The sequence below is a fragment of the Deltaproteobacteria bacterium HGW-Deltaproteobacteria-2 genome (assembly GCA_002840505.1).
Taxonomy (GTDB): Bacteria; Desulfobacterota; Syntrophia; order Syntrophales; family Smithellaceae; genus Smithella.
In genome coordinates, this window is sequence record PHBC01000009.1 from 83,430 (window position 1) to 103,004 (window position 19,575).

A 19,575-nucleotide genomic window follows, 5' to 3' on the forward strand; every position below is an offset into this window, starting at 1 on the left:
TAGCCAATACGTTCTACTCCTCATCAGAAACTTTCAAATCTTTTGGAACTTGCCACCATGATCCTTTACGTCTCCTAACTTTATGTTTGATTGTCATGAAATCAGCATCAGCTTCATTGATTTCATCAAGTGGTAATGATCTTCTTGAATCAGATTGCCTCTTAATTTGTTCTACAAGCTTTTTTTCCGCTTCTGGAGTCATCTTTGGTATACCTGACTTTATATTACGCCAACGCGGTAGGTGACGATCCCACAAGCTACTGACTAAATATTTACCTTCCTTTGGAGGTTCAGATGCGAAATCCATAATGCCTTTTTCTTTTTCTTCCTTAGGTAAGGTCGAATAATGTTCATTCAATCGCCTCAAGTCAGATTTGAGATCTTCTCCCCACACAAACTCTTGATCTTTTCTCAGGAAAAGAGGTGCGCAGTTTCGATGAAGTTTATCGGATGATATGAAAATCATGCAAAACGGAAGGTAAAAGAGATATGCTATGTCTGTCCGATTTGATAGCCGCTGAGTTGATATGAGATTCGATCCCAATGCAATCCGAAAAAATACTTCTACTGATAACACGTGAGCAGCGTAAGGCGCATAAACAGGAAAAGGTGTGTTGCCTGCTCTTACCCAAGCATCAAGAATAAGCCTTTCTTGTGCTGGTGAAATGCCAAGGAAAATTGATGCCAGTTTTACTATATCTGTCGGCAGCCAAGAACTTATGACTTCTTCTGCAATTTGTTTTGCCTGATCCAGAGTTTTGCAGGTCTTTTCATCGATACCCATAGCTCTGATAATGGAAGCGGCGGCGAGAAGATCAAGATTTTCTAGAGATCTTCTCCAAACAATTGCAAACTTGCGCTCTAACTCCAAGAATTTTCCATCCTGCCAACGTGAGAGTGCCTGAGCTTCGTCTGACAGTTCGAACACCAACCCTTTTTCCCCTTCATCGCTTTCAACAGCGCGACCGCCACTTACAGGAATCTGTCCATTCATCGGAACAGGATAGCCCATCATATTGCCTAAACAGAGACTCCGGTGGTAGCTACAGTGATTTCTATGGAATTCAGGAGATTTGTCGGCAATGTAGCCGACTTCCTGCTCCTGCGTACGTCCCTGTCGTACAGCTTTCTCAAGATCGGCTAATGTCTCGACGTAAAATATGGGACAGATAACTGAATAAAAGAAATTGTCAAACCAAACTGATTCATCCAAGTTTAGGGATTGAAGAAACGATTTATCAAACAAAGTTATTGGTCCCATTGTTAACCTCATTTGAATTGAGGAGATATAATATTTAATTATAGTGACTGATTTTTAAAATCATATTATATCATATTTCTACTAAAATAATTCGGTCAATTTTCGACAAAGGCAATTTTTTTAAATCGCTGGAGGATGCCCATCGCCAATTCTGGCATCCAAGAGGCTTAAGGAAATTCCGGGGACATAACACTTAATTATAATGCAGGACGTTCTCCTCAACGCAGGATATCCGAATCCTATTCCACTTCAAATCAATATGAAATCAGAGAATCTCTTTAACTCTGCCCACAATCCCGCTTTCCAGGCGCACCTTGATGCCGTGTGGATGGGTGGCTGACTTCGTGAGAATGTCTCGCACGACGCCTTCGGTGAGTGTGCCTGTGCGCTGGTCCTGCTTCTGCACAACCTTGACACGCGAACCCACTCTGATATCAGCGCGGTTATTTCCAAACATGGAGTCTGTCCTCAAAAAAATTATTTAGATAAACTATCACGGTTTATTATGAGACTCCATTTTTTTAATAGATTGCAGAATGGTCGAGTCAAAAACACTCGACCAAGCAGTGTAAAAAGGAATGATTTCATAAGATTGTTGTCATAATCATTCGGTCAATCTTCGACAAAGGCAATTTCTTTAAGTCGGTGAGGGATGTCCATTGCCAATTCTGGCAACCAATTGGCTTAGGTGTGCCTTTCAGTAAGTGGCATTCATATGCGTGAAGAGTGATGCGGAAATGCGTGTAAGCATGATTGACCGAGGCCAAATGTTTTCCTGTTCTGATGGCAATGCCGAGTTCTTCTTTCACGTTACGCCTCAAACTGTTTTCCGAGTCTTCATCTGATTTTATAAAGCCGCCGGGCAGTTTCCACAAAGAAGCCAGCAAACCTGATGTTGGCCGCTGAACAACCAGCAGCATGCCCTTTGAATTTCTGATGACGGCAGCAGCAGCCTGACGATGAGGAATTGCGGGGGATTTTCTGGTTATCGGCAAAACGTTTTGTAAATCGTGAAGCCGCGCCTGGCAGAGATTGACTATGGGGCAACGGGAACAGTCGGGATTTTTGGCTTTACAGATCGTTGCTCCCAAATCCATCAGTGCCTGGTTGAAATCGCCGGGATGTTTGACAGGTATCAGCGAAGCGGCGAGTTTTTGCAATTGCTTTTGCTCCTGTGCGTCGTCCACTGGTTTGCGGATGGCAAAAAGGCGGCATAAAATCCGGCGGACGTTGCCATCCACGGCGGGCAAAGCCTGTCCGTAGGCAATGCTTAAGATTGCACCGGCTGTGTAAAGGCCTACGCCGGGTAGTGTTTGTATCACTTCCAAATTAGCGGGGATCCGGCCATCGAACTTCTCTACAATCATCCGGGCGGCAGCGTGGATATTTCTGGCCCGTGAATAGTAACCCAGATTTTCCCAGGTCTTGAGCACATCCTGTAAGGGGGCGCGAGCGAGCGAGGAAACAGTGGGAAAAGCTTTCAGGAAACGATGATAGTAAGGAATTACTGTGTCAACCTGCGTTTGCTGAAGCATGATCTCCGAAATCCAGATAAGATAAGGATTGCTTGTTTTGCGCCAGGGAAGGGAGCGCTGATTGCGCTTGTACCAGACCAGCAGTTGGCGGTTCAGAGGACTTTTGATTTTATCGTGATAAAGTTCAGGGGACATAACACTTAATTATTTAGGCAGTAGTCTGCCAAGGATATCCAGGTACTTTGCTGTAGCACCGCTACACTCTTCTACAATGGCTTTCGCAAGGGAACCCATGCGTTCCCTGATTTCGGGATGTTTGAGCAGCGCAGCTACCTGATTGGCCAACTCTTCCGTGTTCTGTAATTGAATCATCGCTTTTCGGTGAAGAAACTTGTCCATTACATCATTGAAAGATGACATATAAGGGCCTGCTATAACTGGTTTGCCCAGGCTTGCCGGTTCAATCGGGTTATGGCCGATTAAATGATCCAGCATACTCCCGGCTACAATGACAACATCAGCGATGGAGTAGATAGTTTTTAATTCACCGATAGTGTCCACTATTATAATCGCAGAACTATCCCGAGATATCCTCGGAGAGGCCGTCTTTAATACGATAGAGAATCCGAGGCTTTTGATAGAGGTTATTATCGGATTAAGAGTATATAATTCTCGCGGGGCAATAATAAGTCTGATATTTTCCATCCCCGGACGGCGGATTACATCTTTGAAAGCGTTTAACAAAATTACTTCTTCTCCAGGATGAACACTGCCGCAGATTAAGACCTGCGCATCACGGGATATACCAAGTTGTTGTCGTATCCTCTCACACTCTTCGATTTTTATTATATGCTTTGCAGTATCAAATTTTAAATTGTTGACCATGATAATATTGCTGTCGGGAACGCCGTATCCAAGAAGATATTTTCTGGCTTCATCCGAAACCGCTCCGGCCCTGTCCACACATTTGAATCGGCGCTTATTTTGATCTTTGGTTTCTTCGAGTATGTGCCATAAGAAAGTACTTTTCCTGTAAGCGTGGGCGTTGATTAATAGAACAGATGTCTTATGCTTTGTCTTTGCCAGTTCGAGCATGTCTGCTCTCAACTCTATCATATTTTCGATGCATAAAATGGATACCGGCCTGAGTGTGTTAAGCCAGTACGAGATAAATGGACGCCATACGCAGAAATGATAAGGGTAAGGAAGGGCAATTACGGATAATCCCATAGATTGAGTCAGCTGACGGGTCAGTTGAGGTTGCCTGGAAATAATAACTATGGGATATGAAGAGATGGTTTGAATTCCCCTGATCAAACTGATACTGTTAATAATCTCGCCAAATCCCAATGCTGATATCAGAATCGTTCCCGGAGATTGGTTAATTATCCGGCGCGTCTTTAAAGGAATATATCCGATAATTGCAGACAAGTCGCTTACCGTGTAAAACCGGTCTCGGTAGTTTGTAATATGACTTCTAATAAGGATTAGTTTGAAGCATAATCTCTTTATAAATACGGCCAACGCAGATGTAGAGTCCAGCACATCCGGATTCAAAAAATATTTCATTACAAAAGTTTTAATTAAGTGTTTGATAAAAACAAAGATTCCTTTCCGATTCATGCTTCTGTATAATAAGATTGAATGGAACTTGCTTTCACGGTAAGTAAGTATAGGAAAAACGCCGTTGTGCGTCAATGAAAAGTTGGCGAGTTGATAAGTAAGATAAACTGCTGGACATAAAAGATCTATGCATAAAACCAGAATATTCCTAAAAAAAAGAATAACGGCTGTGGGAATAATTCCGGTGCGATATGAATCTAGCAGGTTTAGGGGTAAAGTCTTGGCTGATATCGGGGGAAAGCCAATGATACAGCATGTGTGGGAAAAAGCTAACAAAGCAGTATTGCTCGATGATCTGATAGTTGCAGCAGATGATGAGAGAATAATTGAGGCTGTAAGATCATTTGGAGGAAAGGCAATGTTGACATCTCCAAAACATCCATCAGGAACAGATAGAATTAATGAGGCAGTTCAACACTTAAAAACTGATATAGTAATAAATATACAGTCGGACGAACCAATGCTTGTACCTGCAATGATTGATGCTCTTGTAACTGCTTTATCGGAAGATAAAAATATCCTTATGGCAACTTTTAGAAAGAAAATAAAGGATCAGGATCAGATACATGATCCTAACACTGTAAAGGTAGTCGTCGACATCAAAAATTTTGCAATGTATTTTTCAAGAACACCGATTCCATTTGATAATAGTGCCTCTGCCGCCACATCATATTACAAGCATATTGGCTTATACGGATACACGAAAGATTTCCTGTCTGTTTTTTCAAAGCTTCCGGTTTCATCACTGGAAACTTTTGAAGGATTAGAACAACTGCGCGCATTGCAAAACGGGTATAAGATAAAAGTTCTGGAGACCCAACATGATACCATTGGCGTAGATACTCCTGAAGATTTAGAGAACGTCAGGAATAAATTATTATCATCCACATAGTGCGTAGCCCTTGTAAGAGTGTTTTTATCTTGACTTATTAATCCGTAATATTTAATCTCATCTTAAGTTGAAAGAAAAAGGAGTTTATAATGAAAAACGATTTAAAAGCGGTTATTGAAACAAATAAAGGAACAATAAATTTATGCCTGTTTGCCGAGAAGACGCCGCTTACGGTGGGCAATTTTATAAATCTGTCCCGGCGCGGATACTACAATGGCTTAAAATTTCACCGGGTGATTCCCGATTTCATGATTCAGGGAGGCTGTCCTTTTGGCGATGGCCGCGGTGGGCCCGGATACAAATTCCAGGATGAATTTGTCAAAGAGTTGCGTCACAGCAAACCCGGCATTTTTTCGATGGCCAACGCCGGCCCTCAAACAAACGGCAGCCAGTTTTTTATTACTCATGTACCGACACCATGGTTGGACGGCAAGCACACGGTTTTTGGCGAAGTTGTCAGTGACGCCGACCAGAAGGTTGTCAATCAGATTGCTCAGGGCGATAAAATCATTTCCGTAACAATCGAAGGTGATATTGCGGAACTTATGGAAAAAATCAATCCTGTGATAGAAAAATGGAATGCGATCCTGGATGAAAATTTCCCTAAACTTTCGAAGGCACCGAAAGCATAGAGCTAAGCATTATCAAAATTTATGCGGGAGGGAGATGTTATGAGAAAAGTAGCGGCAACTCCTGAAAAGATGGTGGAAAAAGACGGAACGATTAACTTCGGTACGTTTCGTACGCCTTTTCGCAATGTGAACATTCTCGAAGCACCTTTGTATTCTTCTTCGCGCAAAGTTCCTGCTTTCTGGAAAAAATTCCGTCTTAAGGAATGGCAGCATTTTGGCATTATAACTCCCACCCATTATTTCGGTATGGTTATTTTTGATGCTAAATTTATGGGTGTCTCTTTTTTTTATGCTTACGACAGAATAGAAAACAAACGTTTTGAACACAGTGTGCAATTACCGGGCGGTGCATCGCGCATCGCCGGACAGGTCTATGATGACAGCTGTGAGTTCAAAAAAAATGGTTACCTGCTTCGTTTTGAAAACCAGCTTAACTATGGATATCACAAAATTACTATAGATATTGACGGCAAAAGAAGCCTGCCCGCTGTAAAAGGGGAAATTAAGATTTTTGAAGACCTGAATACCATTGAACCTCTTGTTCAGGTATCTCCTGTTACACCATTCAGGCCATTTTATACGCACAAGGTCGCTGCGCCGGCTGAAGGAACGATTAAAATGGGGGATAAAGAAATTATAATCAATCGTAAGCGGGATGTTGCTTTGATGGATGAACAAAAAACATATTACCCTTATTCCAGTTTTTGGAAATGGGCGACGGCCGCCGGTTATGATGAATATGGAGAACTTCTAGCCTTCAATCTTTGCCAGAATATGATAGCCGATGATGAAGATTTTAATGAAAACTGCATGTGGATTGGCGGGAAAATTTATTGCCTTAAAGCGGCGCGCTTTGAATTTGAGAAAGAAAATATCATGCGTCCTTGGAAAATAAAAACAACAGATGGAAGTTTAGAGTTGTTATTTACATCTTCCGGCCAGAGAGCCGAAAAGATTAATGCCGGATTTCTCGTTTCAGATTTCCACCAGCCATTTGGTATTTACAGCGGTAGATTCAGAGATGATGATAACCGGATCTATACGATGGCAAATTTCTTCGGTCTTACTGAACACCACATTACACGGTATTAATTACTGCCAACCCAGGTCGCAGTATAATCCAGTTTGTCGGCCATACCTTTGCGGTGGGGATCACTTATTTCCCAGACACCTTTCAATCCTTTCTCTTCTGCCGCAAGTTCAAAATGACACATGCCAATACCTATATCCACACGTTGCAAGTCTGATTTCATGAAAAAGATTTGTTTTAATCCCGGATTACGTTTTATGTAAAAATGATAGGTATTCAGATCGTTTTCTTTTATTATACGCCAAGGCTGGAGGTTACTGGCCGAAGGCGCAAGGCGCACCATTTCCAGCGATGTTTCGTAACGGCCGGCTTGCTCGACGGAAAGCGGTTTATCATCTTTGTTGAAAAATAAAGAACTCCACGACTTGCGTTTGTCCGCTCCAGTGGAGTTACGAATTACGGAATCTACTAAAGTAATCTTAGGCACAGCGTAACCTACAGGTGTTACAGCCGGTATGACTTCATTGTTTTGTAAAGCTATCTTCTGTGCGAAGCCGCTGGAATTAAATGTGCCTCCCAGCCAGCACGTGCCTAAGTTCAGATCCGTTACCTTCAGAATATTTTTCTCCATCAGATAGCCGTAGTCTTCAAGATTGTGTGGGGAGTTTTCTGCTGCGCCTATGATAAATCCCGTAGGGTTTTTTATCATTCCATAAGTAATTAGACCTTTTAAAGATTCTTTATCTTGTTCGGTGGACGTTATAAAGATGAAACGTGATTTTGTTCCGAAAGGTCCCACAACATTTTCGGAAATAAACTTATTTAACGTTTCTTTTTTGTTTTCCTCTAGAGGAGTATCTAAATAGGTTCTGATCGATTTGCGCCGGCGGATAATGTTTACAACAGGCTCACTGAATAACATTGTTATCCTCCTTTGTTCCAATGATCAATTTTTGCGTATTTTCTTCATATGATCAATACGTTTTTGGATAAGCGCGTCTGTGCCAATGTCCTCGCGATAGGCAACAGGACCTTTAACTGCTTTGACGCCTTCTTCCGCTATTTTTCGCGCTTCGATTAAATTGTCGGCGATTCCGACAATACCAATGGCGCGCGAAGAACTCAGATATAAACCATCCTCTTTTTGATCCACAGATGAATAGTAAAGACGCGCTTTACCGACGTTTCCTAGTTCAATCCTGGCTTTGGATGAAGCGGCATCGGGATGATCGGCGGGCAGACCATAACCTTTCGGTACAACATATTTGCAAACAGTCGCTTTGTGTTCGAATTCAATTTTTAATTTATCCAGTGTTCCGGCAATGATATGGCGGCAGATCTCCACAAAATCAGTTTTTAAAAGTGGCAGAATGTTCATAGCTTCGGGATCGCCAAATCGTGCGTTGTATTCCAGAAGTTTTGTACCGTTTTTTGTAGCAATAAAACCGCCGTACATAACACCTTTGTAGGGGCTGCCTGTTTCCTTTAAGAGAGCCGCAGCGACCTGACGGGTGATTTCCAATCCATCCTCCAAATCCTTTGGTTTTAAGAAAGGCATGGAATGATCGGGCAGGGAATAGGAGCCCATTCCGCCGGTGTTGGGTCCTTTGTCTCCATCAAATCTCCTTTTGTGATCCTGTACCAGCGGTGTGGCAACCACTGTATTTCCGTCGCACAGACATTGCAGAGAAAATTCTTCACCATCGAATTTTTCTTCGACAATCAGTGAAGAACCGCCGGCTAGTATTTGTTTACACAACGTTAAGGCATCTTCTTTTGTTTCAAAATGGTCCCCTTGAACCTGTACACCTTTTCCGCCTGTTAAACCATCCGGTTTAAGAACGATTCCTTCCAGTTCATTTAAAAAAGCTTCTACTCCGTTGATTGTTGTAAATACTCTGAACTGCGGATTGCCGGGGATTTTATATTTGCTGACAAGATTTCTGGTAAATGATTTGGAAGTTTCCAGCCGTGCCAGACTTTTTGTCGGCCCTACAGCCGGAATGTTTATTTTAGCCAGTGCATCTGCAACACCGTTGTTGAGAGGATCTTCAGGACCGATAACTGCGAACTCAATTTTATTTTCCACAGCAAAACCTGTAATAGCTTTGAGATCGGAATAACTACCCGGCACCGTTTTTGCCGAAAGAGAGGCTATGCCTGGATTGTTTGATTTCATAAAAGAGAAGAGCAGTGGCTTTTGTTGGGAGCGGGTAATCGCTTCGGCAAGTGCGTGTTCACGGGCGCCGTTTCCTATGAGCAGTATATTGGGCATTTTAAAAATTTCCTTTTACGTTATTTTATTAATTATTTAAAAACTTCCTTAAGAAGTTCTGTTACTCTCGCTTTAGGATTGGTGCGGATGTTGGTTTCTTCTTTGGCCAGAACGGAGAATAAACCATCGAGCGCTTTGGATGAAACATATCTATTCACATCCAGATTAGTCGTTTGACCGATCAGAGGCAGTTTCTTTACTTTTTCGTTAAGCGCGTCATACTTCTGAGTTACTTTATATTCGCTCATCGTTTTGCGTACTGCCGGCTGAAATTTCTCCAGCAGCTTGTCGTATGTTTTTGTTTTGAGATAATCCGTCGCGGCCGTATTTCCGCCACGCAGGATTTTGTTGGCGTCGTCAAAGCTCATTTCTGTAATCGCAGTTGAGAAAATATCCGCGGCCAGCGGAGCAGCTTTTTCCGCGGCTCTGTTCATGCTGAGCGTAAATTCATCCAGTTGCGGTCCATAGCCGATACCTCGCAGAGCTGGTTCTAATTTTCTAACTTTTTCAGGTATTAATATCTTGACTGCGGCATTGGCGAAGTAACCGTCATTTTTCCCCAGATAATTTATAGTATTTTTTATGCCTACATTCAATGCTTCTTTGAGTCCCAGATCGACTTTCCCGCTGCTGCCGGAAGGGGTGGTAGATGTCACGGTATTAAGTGTGTCTTTAAGTGTATCAAGAAAAGACGCCTGGCTGTATGGACAAATGAATAATACGAATAAAATACTTAAGAAGATATATTTTCTTTTCATAATGCAATCCTCCCTTGATGCGGTTTCTAGTGGAGAAAATTAAGATGGTTTTCTTTGTTCTCATGCCAAGTTGGCTTCAAAGGATAACGATGAGGCAAGGAGGAGGCTCCGCAGGCGTATATGATGATACGTTGAGGAAGCCGACGACGATGCCAACAAAGTTAGCCGAAGAAGGCGACTTGATATGGAAGTATAGAAAGAATGCTTTCCACTGTCAATTTAATAATAAAGGTACAATTAGTTTATTTTTTTTCTATAATCTGTTAAATTAAAGCATATCAACAAGAAAGGTGAGGTAGCAAATAATTGGGTTGGAATGCTGATATCGTTGTTCTGGTCATTCTTTTTATGCTTTCCGGATTTTTCTCGTCGGCGGAAGCGGCTCTGCTTTCACTGAGAGATTTGCATCTGCACAGGATGAAACAGGATAACTATCCGTTTTTTGACTATGTTGTTAAATTGCTTTCCAACCAGCGGCGGCTGCTGATTACGATAGTGACCAGCAATGAGGTTGTTAACGTCAGCATTTCCATTCTGGCGGCTTCCTATTTCATCGGGCTTTTGGGAATCAATGGGCAGTGGATTTCCATTATTTTTACAACCGTTGTTTTACTTTTTGTCGGTGAAGCCATTCCCAAGACCTTCGGCGTTACTTATCCGATGCAGCTTTCTTCTTTAGTTTCATTTCCACTTACCGTTATTTCCCGGCTGGAGTATCCGATAGTGGCCGGTCTGGAAAAAATTTCCGGGCTTTTTCTAAGACGTTACGGTGCGGATGAATCCGAGGAATCGGAAGCTCTGATGGAGGATGAATTTAAAACACTCATTGATGCCGGGAGTCTTGAAGGTGTGGTGGATGAGTCGCAAAAGGAATTGATTAATAAAATATTTGAGCTGGGCGACAGGCCGGTAACGGACATCATGATACCCCGTGTGGATATGTTTTGTCTTCCGCTGGATATTCCGGTTGAGGAGATGCTTCAGTCCATAGCCCAGGCAAGGCAGGAACGCGTGCCCATCTACAGGGAAGATAGAGACGATATCGTTGGTATTTTATTTGCGCGTGATTTGCTCAACAATGTCTGGCGAGGCAGAACACAGGCGGGCATTCACAATCTTCTGATCAAACCGTATTTTGTTCCTGAACAAAAAACAGTTCACGGGCTTCTGCATGATTTTCAAAAAAACTTTTTGCAGATCGCCATTGTGGTTGACGAATATGGCGGAGTTTCAGGAATGATAACGCTAGAGCATATTCTGGAACATCTTTTTGAAGAAACTGAAGGCGCTGATGAATCGGGTGGCGACGGTTATGAAAAAATTGATGAACAGACAATTATCGTTTCCGGTAACATGACCGTCGAACAATGCAATAAGCTGCTTGACGCCGAATTACCGGAGGAAGAGTTCGATACCGTAGGCGGATTTGTCCTGCACCTGTTCGGTAAAATGCCGGCAAAGAGTGAAGAAGTACGTTCGGATGGGTATGTCTTTTGTGTCAATGATGTCAGCAAGACAAGAATACTGAAAGTTAAAATAACCAGGGAACAACCCCGGGAGCCGGAAGAACAATGAGCTTTTATTTAATCATAGCGGCCATATTGTTTTGTCTTGTACTGGAAATGTTGTATTCCGGCGGCGAAGTTGCTCTGTTTGCCTCAGATATAAATAAATTGAAAAACCGCGCGCATCAGGGTTCTTCTGCTGCCGAGCAGGCCGTTAAACTAAAAGAAAGGCCGGAATGGTTTATTTCAACTGCGCTTGTCGGGACCAATCTGGCAATTATCATCGCTTCAACGCTGGCGACAGGTCTTTTGATATCATTTTACGGACCGGCGCGGGGTGAACAATTTGCCTTTTTAATTATGATACCAACTCTTTTTTTAATGATTATTGCCCGCAGTGTTTTCCTTTATTATGCGGAAACAATGGCGATGAGAGTTGCCTGGTTTATCCGTTTTTCCTCAATGATTTTTTATCCGGTTGCTTTTGTTATAGCGGCCGTGTCCAGGGGGACGGTACATATTTCCTCAGATCGCAAAGCGGGAGAAACTTCTCACATTACCAAGGAAGGGCTCAAATATATTCTGGGCGAAAAGACAAAAGGCGGCGATATCCTGACCAGAGAGAAAGAAATGGTCAGCCGCGTGTTCGATTTTTCGGAACTGACAGCCGTTAAAATCATGGTGCCCATTTCTGCTTTAACATCACTGCCTGCCTCGATGAAAATTTCCGAAGCGGTAGCGGTTGTAGCGGACAAGAAATATATGCGGATTCCCGTGTATGAAGATACGGTTTATAATATCGTGGGAATCCTTCATTACTTCGATTTATTAGAAATGATGCTCAAAGACAAGCAGGCTGCAGAGGGAGTGGGCGGGGCGACAGTTGCTTCCTGTATGCGTAAGGATGTATTTTACGTGCCGGAAACAAAAAAAGTCAGTGAGCTACTCGTGGCAATGCAGAAAAAAGACGAGCAGATGGCTGTAGCCGTTGATGAATACGGCGGCGCGACCGGTGTTGTCACCATAGAGGATATCGGAGAAGAAATCGTTGGGACAATTGACGAATATGTGGCTGGAGAAAAACTATATAGAAAAATAGCTGAGGGACGATATCTTGTTTCAGGGCGATTGGAAATGGACAGTTTGCGACAATTACTTAAAATCGTATTTCCTGAAGGAAACTATGAAACCGTTGGCGGATTTCTGATGCAGCAGATGGGAAGAATTCCGAAGCCGAAAGAAATATACCAGTATGGCGGAATTACGTTCATCATTGAAAACGCCGACCAGAAATCCATCAAGGAAGTAATGGTGATTTCTCCAGCACAGTAAAGGAATTAATAATAAACGATTTATTTGCTGTGCTTAGATTTGTCTGTGATATCCGGGCGGCCACAGCGCAAACATCATGAGCCAGGGAAACAGGCTCGGGTGGTAGCTGGAAAGGATGCTCTGTATCAGAGGTTTCAAAAGGCCGTGAGGAGCATATTCCCGCAACTTCCGAAAGGCGAATTGGGGGTAATAGAGAGGCGCTATCCGTTTGAATTCCTTGAGCGCCTGATCACGGTCGGTCACTGCCATGGCCGCAATCTTTCCCGATAGAAGCGCACCGTTGACTCCAAACAGAAGGATTGGACTCACAACACCCGCCAATGTGCCGGCCAGGATTTTATCATCTTGCATGAGTCTAAGGTTTCGCCATGCTGCAAGTGGCCATGCTGCCCATACGGCAATATTGTCGTTCCATCCCGAGAAATCGATCCCATCATTTTCATAAAGCCGGCGACGAAATTCCTGCTTCTCTCCATCCACAAGAGGGCGCTGTACGCTGAAGACGAGCGAACCCGCTGAGCCGTTTGCCTGGAAATAGTAGCCGAATTCCCGTGTAAAGCGATCAAAATAGACGATGACTCCGGGACGGGAAGGATTCCCTGTGCCGGTAGTCATGTGGCAAAAGAAGGGACGGCAAGGGATATCTATAGCTTCAAAAGCTTCACGATCGAGTCCAGTAGCGATGATGCTCCCGGGAGGAAGTTCTTTCAAATCCTGTTTGGAGAGCTTCTGTCCCAAGGCGATTTCTACACCTTCTTTGAGTGCTTGACGGTAAAGCACGTTTTCCAGGGAGGTTTCTCTGCCCCCTCGCTCTACGGTGAAGCTCTGTACCCCTTTGGGATTCGGGAGTTCGTATTTTTTCCCGTACGCCCAGATACGGGTGTACGTCCATGGTTCCAATGCCTCGTCAACCCTTACTCCTAAATGTTTCTCAATCTGCGCCGGGTTCATCAAGGTGGAATCCGCGTAGCGCAAATTGCCGCCGATGTTTGGTCGGGCCTCACTGATCTTTACTCTGAACCCTTGACGTGCCAGAGTGATACCCGCCACAAGTCCCGCCAGTCCTGCTCCTGCAATTTGCACTTCTTTCGCCATTGTTTCTCCATTGATTGAAAGAATTGATAAAGAACTTATTTCTCGTGGGGTGAAGTATAAGAGACGCCATTTTTTATGTCAAGAAATCTTAACCACAAAATGTAGAGCGCACCGGCAATAACTGTTTTGTGGATGTATTGATACTGAGGATCTTATATATCTTTCGACCGGTTCAATTTTCAAGAGCGAAATTTCAGGAAGAGTCTTGCTTCAAGCTGGTTTTACTTTGCGATCAAACATGATATAAAGATTGCTGCGTCCAGATTATCTGGATTAGCGAAAACAGCATATCATGATTTGAGAAAGGTTAATAAAGTGAACGAAAATAAATTCTGTGCGGTGATTCTGGCGGCGGGAAAAGGCACCCGCATGAAATCGGATAAGGCTAAAGTTCTGCATGTCCTAAATGGCAAGCCGCTTCTGCATTATTCTCTGGTGGCGGCAAAAGAAGCCGGAGCCGAAAAGATAGTGGCGGTTATCGGCCATCAGGCGAATAGAGTTAGAGAAGAGTTTGCCAATAGCGGTTGTATTTTTGTCGAACAAAAGCCGCAAAAGGGAACGGGGCACGCTGTTTTGCAGGCGAAAGATATATTAGCTAATTACAAAGGGCTTACCGTAATTCTTTGCGGTGATGTACCGCTTTTAAAATCCGCGACAATAAAATCACTGCTGGAAAATCATGTTGCTTCAAAAGCCGTGGTTTCAGTATTGACAAGCATTCCGCCTCCGCCTCATGCCTACGGACGCATCGTTAAGGATGACAAGGGTAATGTTTTAAAAATAGTTGAGCATAAGGATGCCACAGAAGTTGAGAAAAAAATCGGGGAAATAAATACAGGAATTTACTGCGTCGATACAAAATATTTATTTTCCGCGCTACAAAAAGTTACCGACAATAATCAGCAGCACGAATATTATCTTACCGACATTGTCGAGATAGCCTGTCGCGAAGGCCAAAAAGTAAAATCATTTATCGCTTCCGATTACGTTGAGGTTATGGGAATCAACACATTGGAAGAACTAGCCCGCGCGGAAAAGTATCTCCTTGCATGATGAATATAATTAAAACAGCCGCACAAAAAGGAGCCTTTCTTGCCCCGCTGGCGGGAATTTCCAATTTGCCGTTTAGATTGATTGTCCGTTCTCAGGGGTGCGCATTGGCTTACACGGAGATGATCAGCACCAACGGCCTTGTCCGCAAAACTGCCAAAACTTACGAATATCTTAAATCCTGTGCTGATGACCGTCCGCTGGGTGCGCAGATATTTGGAGCTGATCCTCAAATTATGGCCGAGGCCGCCCGCATTGTTGCAGATAGTGACGTTGATTTGATTGATATCAATATGGGTTGTCCGGTAAAAAAGGTAATTAAGGCTGGTGCCGGTGCCATTTTAATGAAAAATCCCGATCTCATTGCCCGCATAGTTGAAGCTGTAAAAAAAGCTGTAAAAATTCCCGTTACGGTAAAAATTCGCTCCGGCTGGACGCATTCATCAATTAATGCTGTGCAAATTGCGAAAATTGCGGAGGATTGTGGAGCCGATGCAATTACCGTTCACGCCCGTACAGCCGATCAGGGTTACAGTGGTCAGGCAGATTGGAAAATAATCGCGGAAGTAAAAAAAACCATTAAAATTCCTGTAATTGGCAACGGCGATATCCGTCAGCCGCAGGACTCTGTAAGAATGCTGAAAGAGACTTCCTGCGATGCCGTAATGGTTGGAAGGGGATCATTAGGTAATCCCTGGATATTTAAAGGTATTGCTCAGGAATGTTCCGGTAAGCCGGTAAATTATTTGCCTGATTTGGAGCAAAGGCTGGAAATGATTCAAAATCATTGGAAAATGGAATCCCAATTTTTTGGAGAAAAAGTGGCCATAAAGAGCTTTCATAAGCATATTCTTTGGTATACCAAGGGCTTAGATAACTCCAGCCGCTTCCGGGAGCTTGCGGGAAAATTAAAAGACAAAGAAAGTATTCTTCATGAACTCAATGATTATTTCCGGTTACTGAAGATTAGTAAAAGTTAAAATAATACCTTGACATTGGGTCATAAATTAGCATAAATTAAAACAAAAAAATATTTTCAAAAACTTATTTTCTTTTAAAGAAAGGGTGAATAATTACAGTGGAATTGGAAAAATTTAAGAAATTAGAGGATAAGATTAAAGTTATTGTTAATGAGAAGGTTTCTTTAAAAAAACAAATTCATATATTGGAGGAAACATTAAAAAATAAAGAGGCGGAATTAGAAGGGGTAAAAAATAAATTAAAGGCATTAGACGAAGAAAGGAACAGCGTACGCGCAAAGGTAGATTCACTGCTTGAATTAATTGCAGATATAGATTCAGTAAAATAAGCTTCCAGGGCGTGTGTTTTGAAAAATAGTCACAAAATAACGGTATTGGGGCAGGAACTTTCTGTTTTAAGCGATTCAGAAGATGAAGAAGTGGCCAACGTTGTCCAATTTGTAAATGAAAAAATGGAGGAGGTTTTGCGATCCGGTAATGGTATCAAAACCTTAAACGTTGCCATCCTGGCGGCCTTAAACATTTCAGAAGAGTTGTTAATATTAAAAGGAGTTAACAAGAATCTCTGCGATCAGATAGAAAGCAGAGTCGAAAAATTAATTCAACTGATTGATGAAGCAAATTAGCAAGTTTTTGTTCGCCCCTGCGATGTACGTGATTAATATTTGTCTTTGAGCCAACATTTTTGACCTTGGGACCTTTCCTTGATTGCGGTGTGCATAGCTGCTTTTTTGTCGTTTGTCGGCAAGCAGAAATCCTGAAACAATCAATACAGGTGCCCACTTTGTAAGAAGGTTCAAAATGGCGATTAACACGGCATATGCGGGGGTTTTTATGTCTCCCGTCTTAGTCATAAATCTTTTCCGCCTTTAAAAATAAAAAAATAATCAGAGGAACGTATCCAGCTGAGCGGGATAATTTCTAATCCCGATGTATCGGGACTGGATGATTCAACTAACAAACTTTAATGCGCTAAGCTTTTAAAGTTTGAGTCTCGTTAGTACAAATTCTTGCGGCTAAGCGTCGTGACATAAGGATGCCGTCGTGAGGTTTAAATATAGCTCCAACGGAGAGATGTCCTGCTGTATTATGGCATAAGTTTTCAGGTTGGGAAATGGATTTTCCTAAGGAGCAAGAAGGAGGTAAAATTATATGTTTTGGGCCGGTGTATCAGTAGTCGTTTTGGTTGTTGCAGTTGTTTCAGGTATTATTATCGGCTTTATTTTGAAACAGGTTCTTGCAGCCAGAGAAATCAAGTCATCGAAGAAATTAATGGTGCGTATAGCCGAAGAAGCCAAGAAAGAGGCGGAAACCATTAAGAAAGAAGCAATCCTTCAAGCAAAGGAAAACCTTCTGAAGATGAAAGCTGAATTTGATAGTGAAGCGAAAGAGAGAAGAAGTGATTTTGACGGAAGAGAGAAACGCATCCGTGCCAAGGAAGAAAATCTGGATAAAAAAGCAGATGTTTTGGCTCAAAAAGAATCATCCGTTGAAGGACGTGAAAAATCAATAACCAACAAAGAATCGGTTATCGAAGAAAAACGCCGCAAGTTAGATGCCGCTCTTGATGAGCAGAACGAGAAACTCGAAAAAATAGCGGGAATGTCTTCGGAAGAAGCAAAAAAAATATTAATTCAGTCTATGGAAGCGGATGCCAAACAAGAGGCCGCGGCCATTGTCCGTAAAATTGAAGACGAAGCAAAATTAACCGCCGATAGAAAGTCGCAGGAAATTGTTGCTTATGCGATTCAGAGGTACGCCGGAGATGTCGTGGCGGAAAAAACTGTTTCGGCAGTTAACCTGCCCAGCGAAGAAATGAAAGGACGCATTATTGGTCGTGAAGGCAGGAATATCCGGGCCATTGAAGCGGCAACAGGAATAGACTTAATTATTGATGATACTCCGGAAGCTGTTGTTCTATCCAGTTTTGACCCGATCAGAAGGGAAGTTGCCAGGATTTCACTGGAGAGATTGATTCAGGATGGCAGGATTCATCCCGGCCGTATCGAAGAAATTGTTAAAAAGGTAAGAGTAGAGGTTGACCAAATTATCAGGGAAACCGGAGAAAAAGCGTCGTTTGATGTTGGTGTTCATGATATCCATCCCGAGATAATCACTTTGCTGGGCTCTCTTAAATACCGCACCAGTTATTCGCAAAATGTTTTGCAGCACTCTATGGATGTTGCTTATCTTACCGGTATTATGGCGTCGGAATTAAAGGTGAATGTTAAAGAAGCCAAGCGTGCCGGATTATTGCATGATATCGGCAAGGCAGTCGACCACAAAATAGAAGGAACACACGCGGCTATCGGTGCGGATTATGCCAAGCGTTTCGGGGAGAATCCCCGCATTGTTCAGGCGATTGCTACTCACCATGATGACGGACGCAACAATACACTGCTCGGTGTTCTGGTGCAGGCGGCTGATACGCTCTCTGCCGCGAGACCCGGTGCGCGCCGCGAGATGCTGGAAACATACGTCAAACGTCTGGAAGGTCTCGAAAAGATCGCCAACTCCTTTAATGGAGTTGAGAAGTGTTTTGCTATTCAGGCCGGCCGTGAAATACGCATTCTTGTAGAAAATGAAAAAATATCCGAGAATGACGCCACGATGCTGTGCAAGGATATAATCAAGAAAATTGAAACTGAGCTTACTTATCCCGGGCAGATAAAAGTTACCGTAATCAGGGAAACACGGGTTTCCGATTTCGCGAAATAAAACTACCCCGCGGCAATCTTAGAAAGTTCCTATGGGATAAGCCGCGGGGTAGTTTTATTCTGAACGCCCTTTAATTCTATCCACGTCACAAGCGGCTGGACTTTAATTATAAGAAAGGGTATAAATTTTGTGCGCGACGGTAAAAGGAAAAACATAAATGAAAATATTTTTTATTGGCGATATAATCGGAAGTCCGGGGCGGATGGCTGTAAGGGAACTTTTGCCTGCCTTGATTTCCAAGAAAAAAATTGACTTTGTCATTGCCAATTGTGAAAATGTCGCTGCCGGATTCGGCGTGACCAAAAAAGTTGTTGAAGAACTTTTTAAATGTAATATTGATGTGCTTACTTCCGGCAATCATATCTGGAATAAAAGGGAAGTTCTGGAGTTTATCGGAGATTTTGAAAGGCTTCTGCGGCCGGCTAATTATCCGTCCACTGCTCCAGGTGCCGGATCTGTCCTGATACCTCTTAAAACAGGGGAGTATATAGCTGTTCTTAACTTAGCCGGACGGGTTTTTATGAACCCGAGTGATTGTCCTTTTGTGACGGCGAAAAACAAAGTCGCCGAACTAAGAGAAAAGACAAAAATCATTATCGTAGACATACACGCGGAAGCGACTTCTGAAAAGAAAGCTCTGGGCTGGTATCTTGATGGTGAAGTGTCTGCTGTTATCGGCACTCATACCCATGTGCAGACTGCTGACGAGGAAATTCTTTCTCAGGGGACTGCGTATATAAGTGATGCGGGTATGACGGGGCCTTTTGATTCCGTTATCGGAATTAATAAAGAAGCCATTATCGAAAGGTTTTTAACCCAAATGCCCAATAAATTTGAAGTGGCTAAAGATGACATCAGAATGCAGGGAGTAATCGTGGATATAGATTCAGTGAGCGGCAAAGCGATATCTATTAATAGAATCAGCGTTAAGCTGAAAGATTCATAGAAG

The 19,575-nt window shown here is 42.9% G+C and carries 20 protein-coding genes and 1 other RNA gene; 13 read left to right on the forward strand and 8 right to left on the reverse strand.

From position 1 onward, the window contains the following. Positions 1 to 13 precede the first annotated feature (13 nt). The 4 genes from CVU62_14615 to CVU62_14630 all read right to left on the reverse strand — a co-directional run bounded on the left by CVU62_14615 (position 14) and on the right by CVU62_14630 (position 4,359). The gene (locus tag CVU62_14615; GenBank protein PKN36553.1) at positions 14 to 1,261 is read right to left on the reverse strand and encodes a hypothetical protein; all 1,248 of its coding nucleotides are present in this window, start codon (positions 1,259 to 1,261) and stop codon (positions 14 to 16) included. Positions 1,262 to 1,526: 265 nt separating this feature from the next. Continuing rightward, positions 1,527 to 1,718, reverse strand: a complete 192-nt coding sequence (locus CVU62_14620) for a hypothetical protein (GenBank protein PKN36554.1) — start codon at positions 1,716 to 1,718, stop codon at positions 1,527 to 1,529. A 127-nt stretch (positions 1,719 to 1,845) separates the two neighbouring features. Beyond that, the gene (gene mutY / locus CVU62_14625; protein ID PKN36555.1) at positions 1,846 to 2,931 is read right to left on the reverse strand and encodes an A/G-specific adenine glycosylase; all 1,086 of its coding nucleotides are present in this window, start codon (positions 2,929 to 2,931) and stop codon (positions 1,846 to 1,848) included. A 9-nt stretch (positions 2,932 to 2,940) separates the two neighbouring features. Beyond that, positions 2,941 to 4,359 (reverse strand): hypothetical protein, encoded by a 1,419-nt coding sequence (locus tag CVU62_14630; protein ID PKN36556.1) that lies wholly within the window; start codon positions 4,357 to 4,359, stop codon positions 2,941 to 2,943. Positions 4,360 to 4,486: 127 nt separating this feature from the next. Here CVU62_14630 and kdsB point away from each other — a divergent pair, with 127 nt between their 5' ends. From kdsB to CVU62_14645, 3 genes are all read left to right on the forward strand, one after another. Further along, the gene (kdsB, locus tag CVU62_14635; GenBank protein ID PKN36557.1) at positions 4,487 to 5,251 is read left to right on the forward strand and encodes a 3-deoxy-manno-octulosonate cytidylyltransferase; all 765 of its coding nucleotides are present in this window, start codon (positions 4,487 to 4,489) and stop codon (positions 5,249 to 5,251) included. An 89-nt stretch (positions 5,252 to 5,340) separates the two neighbouring features. Further along, entirely contained in the window at positions 5,341 to 5,883 is a 543-nt protein-coding gene (locus CVU62_14640; GenBank protein PKN36558.1) for a peptidylprolyl isomerase, read from the forward strand. A 21-nt stretch (positions 5,884 to 5,904) separates the two neighbouring features. Beyond that, the gene (locus tag CVU62_14645) at positions 5,905 to 6,975 is read left to right on the forward strand and encodes a hypothetical protein (GenBank protein PKN36559.1); all 1,071 of its coding nucleotides are present in this window, start codon (positions 5,905 to 5,907) and stop codon (positions 6,973 to 6,975) included. Here CVU62_14645 and CVU62_14650 read toward each other — a convergent pair. Genes CVU62_14650 through CVU62_14660 form a run of 3 tightly spaced genes read right to left on the reverse strand, consistent with a single transcriptional unit; the run spans position 6,972 to position 9,946 of the window. Next, the gene (locus CVU62_14650) at positions 6,972 to 7,835 is read right to left on the reverse strand and encodes a nitroreductase (GenBank protein PKN36560.1); all 864 of its coding nucleotides are present in this window, start codon (positions 7,833 to 7,835) and stop codon (positions 6,972 to 6,974) included. The two genes, CVU62_14645 and CVU62_14650, sit on opposite strands and share 4 nt — an antisense overlap. A 24-nt stretch (positions 7,836 to 7,859) precedes the next feature. Continuing rightward, complete coding sequence (gene purD / locus CVU62_14655) at positions 7,860 to 9,188, reverse strand: phosphoribosylamine--glycine ligase (protein PKN36561.1); 1,329 nt, start codon at positions 9,186 to 9,188, stop codon at positions 7,860 to 7,862. 32 nt (positions 9,189 to 9,220) lie between these two features. Next, positions 9,221 to 9,946, reverse strand: a complete 726-nt coding sequence (locus tag CVU62_14660; GenBank protein PKN36562.1) for a DUF4197 domain-containing protein — start codon at positions 9,944 to 9,946, stop codon at positions 9,221 to 9,223. Between the two features lie 44 nt (positions 9,947 to 9,990). On the opposite strand from CVU62_14660, the gene CVU62_14665 reads away from it, so the two are divergent. From CVU62_14665 to CVU62_14675, 3 genes are read left to right on the forward strand one after another with little or no spacing between them, the layout of a single operon-like run. Beyond that, positions 9,991 to 10,218, forward strand: a complete 228-nt coding sequence (locus tag CVU62_14665; GenBank protein PKN36563.1) for a hypothetical protein — start codon at positions 9,991 to 9,993, stop codon at positions 10,216 to 10,218. A gap of 34 nt (positions 10,219 to 10,252) precedes the next feature. After that, positions 10,253 to 11,521 (forward strand): hypothetical protein, encoded by a 1,269-nt coding sequence (locus CVU62_14670; GenBank protein PKN36564.1) that lies wholly within the window; start codon positions 10,253 to 10,255, stop codon positions 11,519 to 11,521. Further along, positions 11,518 to 12,783: a hypothetical protein gene (locus CVU62_14675; GenBank protein ID PKN36565.1), complete on the forward strand. Its 1,266-nt coding sequence runs from the start codon at positions 11,518 to 11,520 to the stop codon at positions 12,781 to 12,783. Before CVU62_14670 ends, CVU62_14675 begins: the two co-directional genes overlap by 4 nt. A 33-nt stretch (positions 12,784 to 12,816) precedes the next feature. On the opposite strand, the gene CVU62_14680 is transcribed toward CVU62_14675, so the two are convergent. Next, complete coding sequence (locus CVU62_14680; GenBank protein PKN36566.1) at positions 12,817 to 13,878, reverse strand: hypothetical protein; 1,062 nt, start codon at positions 13,876 to 13,878, stop codon at positions 12,817 to 12,819. A 297-nt stretch (positions 13,879 to 14,175) separates the two neighbouring features. Between CVU62_14680 and CVU62_14685 the strand changes: the two genes are divergently transcribed. From CVU62_14685 to CVU62_14715, 7 genes are all read left to right on the forward strand, one after another. Next, complete coding sequence (locus CVU62_14685) at positions 14,176 to 14,931, forward strand: UDP-N-acetylglucosamine pyrophosphorylase (GenBank protein PKN36567.1); 756 nt, start codon at positions 14,176 to 14,178, stop codon at positions 14,929 to 14,931. Then, positions 14,928 to 15,908, forward strand: coding sequence for a tRNA dihydrouridine synthase DusB (locus CVU62_14690; GenBank protein PKN36568.1), 981 nt, complete (start codon positions 14,928 to 14,930; stop codon positions 15,906 to 15,908). Before CVU62_14685 ends, CVU62_14690 begins: the two co-directional genes overlap by 4 nt. Before the next feature lie 98 nt (positions 15,909 to 16,006). After that, positions 16,007 to 16,237: a hypothetical protein gene (locus CVU62_14695; protein PKN36569.1), complete on the forward strand. Its 231-nt coding sequence runs from the start codon at positions 16,007 to 16,009 to the stop codon at positions 16,235 to 16,237. Positions 16,238 to 16,255: 18 nt separating this feature from the next. Beyond that, positions 16,256 to 16,534 carry a hypothetical protein gene (locus CVU62_14700; protein PKN36570.1) on the forward strand — a complete coding sequence of 93 codons (279 nt, stop codon included), beginning with the start codon at positions 16,256 to 16,258 and terminating at the stop codon, positions 16,532 to 16,534. Positions 16,535 to 16,545: 11 nt separating this feature from the next. Continuing rightward, a non-coding RNA gene (gene ssrS / locus CVU62_14705) (6S RNA) lies at positions 16,546 to 16,741 on the forward strand. Between the two features lie 319 nt (positions 16,742 to 17,060). Then, a complete protein-coding gene (gene rny / locus CVU62_14710) occupies positions 17,061 to 18,626 on the forward strand; it encodes a ribonuclease Y (protein ID PKN36571.1) in 1,566 nt (521 codons plus the stop codon). 157 nt (positions 18,627 to 18,783) lie between these two features. Beyond that, on the forward strand, positions 18,784 to 19,572 hold the full coding sequence (locus CVU62_14715; protein PKN36572.1) for a TIGR00282 family metallophosphoesterase: 789 nt from the start codon (positions 18,784 to 18,786) through the stop codon (positions 19,570 to 19,572). The last annotated feature ends 3 nt before the right edge of the window (positions 19,573 to 19,575 follow it).

Excerpts from the sequence above, each read along its gene's own strand:
- CVU62_14645 (PKN36559.1), top strand. The coding sequence starts at position 5,905 with ATGCGGGAGGGAGATGTTATGAGAAAAGTAGCGGCAACTCCTGAAAAG.
- CVU62_14665 (PKN36563.1), top strand. The coding sequence starts at position 9,991 with ATGGTTTTCTTTGTTCTCATGCCAAGTTGGCTTCAAAGGATAACGATG.
- CVU62_14630 (PKN36556.1), bottom strand. The coding sequence starts at position 4,359 with ATGAATCGGAAAGGAATCTTTGTTTTTATCAAACACTTAATTAAAACT.
- CVU62_14715 (PKN36572.1), top strand. The coding sequence starts at position 18,784 with ATGAAAATATTTTTTATTGGCGATATAATCGGAAGTCCGGGGCGGATG.
- rny (PKN36571.1), top strand. The coding sequence starts at position 17,061 with ATGTTTTGGGCCGGTGTATCAGTAGTCGTTTTGGTTGTTGCAGTTGTT.
- mutY (PKN36555.1), bottom strand. The coding sequence starts at position 2,931 with ATGTCCCCTGAACTTTATCACGATAAAATCAAAAGTCCTCTGAACCGC.
- CVU62_14640 (PKN36558.1), top strand. The coding sequence starts at position 5,341 with ATGAAAAACGATTTAAAAGCGGTTATTGAAACAAATAAAGGAACAATA.
- purD (PKN36561.1), bottom strand. The coding sequence starts at position 9,188 with ATGCCCAATATACTGCTCATAGGAAACGGCGCCCGTGAACACGCACTT.
- CVU62_14650 (PKN36560.1), bottom strand. The coding sequence starts at position 7,835 with ATGTTATTCAGTGAGCCTGTTGTAAACATTATCCGCCGGCGCAAATCG.
- CVU62_14615 (PKN36553.1), bottom strand. The coding sequence starts at position 1,261 with ATGGGACCAATAACTTTGTTTGATAAATCGTTTCTTCAATCCCTAAAC.
- kdsB (PKN36557.1), top strand. The coding sequence starts at position 4,487 with ATGCATAAAACCAGAATATTCCTAAAAAAAAGAATAACGGCTGTGGGA.
- CVU62_14680 (PKN36566.1), bottom strand. The coding sequence starts at position 13,878 with ATGGCGAAAGAAGTGCAAATTGCAGGAGCAGGACTGGCGGGACTTGTG.
- CVU62_14690 (PKN36568.1), top strand. The coding sequence starts at position 14,928 with ATGATGAATATAATTAAAACAGCCGCACAAAAAGGAGCCTTTCTTGCC.
- CVU62_14620 (PKN36554.1), bottom strand. The coding sequence starts at position 1,718 with ATGTTTGGAAATAACCGCGCTGATATCAGAGTGGGTTCGCGTGTCAAG.
- CVU62_14675 (PKN36565.1), top strand. The coding sequence starts at position 11,518 with ATGAGCTTTTATTTAATCATAGCGGCCATATTGTTTTGTCTTGTACTG.
- CVU62_14660 (PKN36562.1), bottom strand. The coding sequence starts at position 9,946 with ATGAAAAGAAAATATATCTTCTTAAGTATTTTATTCGTATTATTCATT.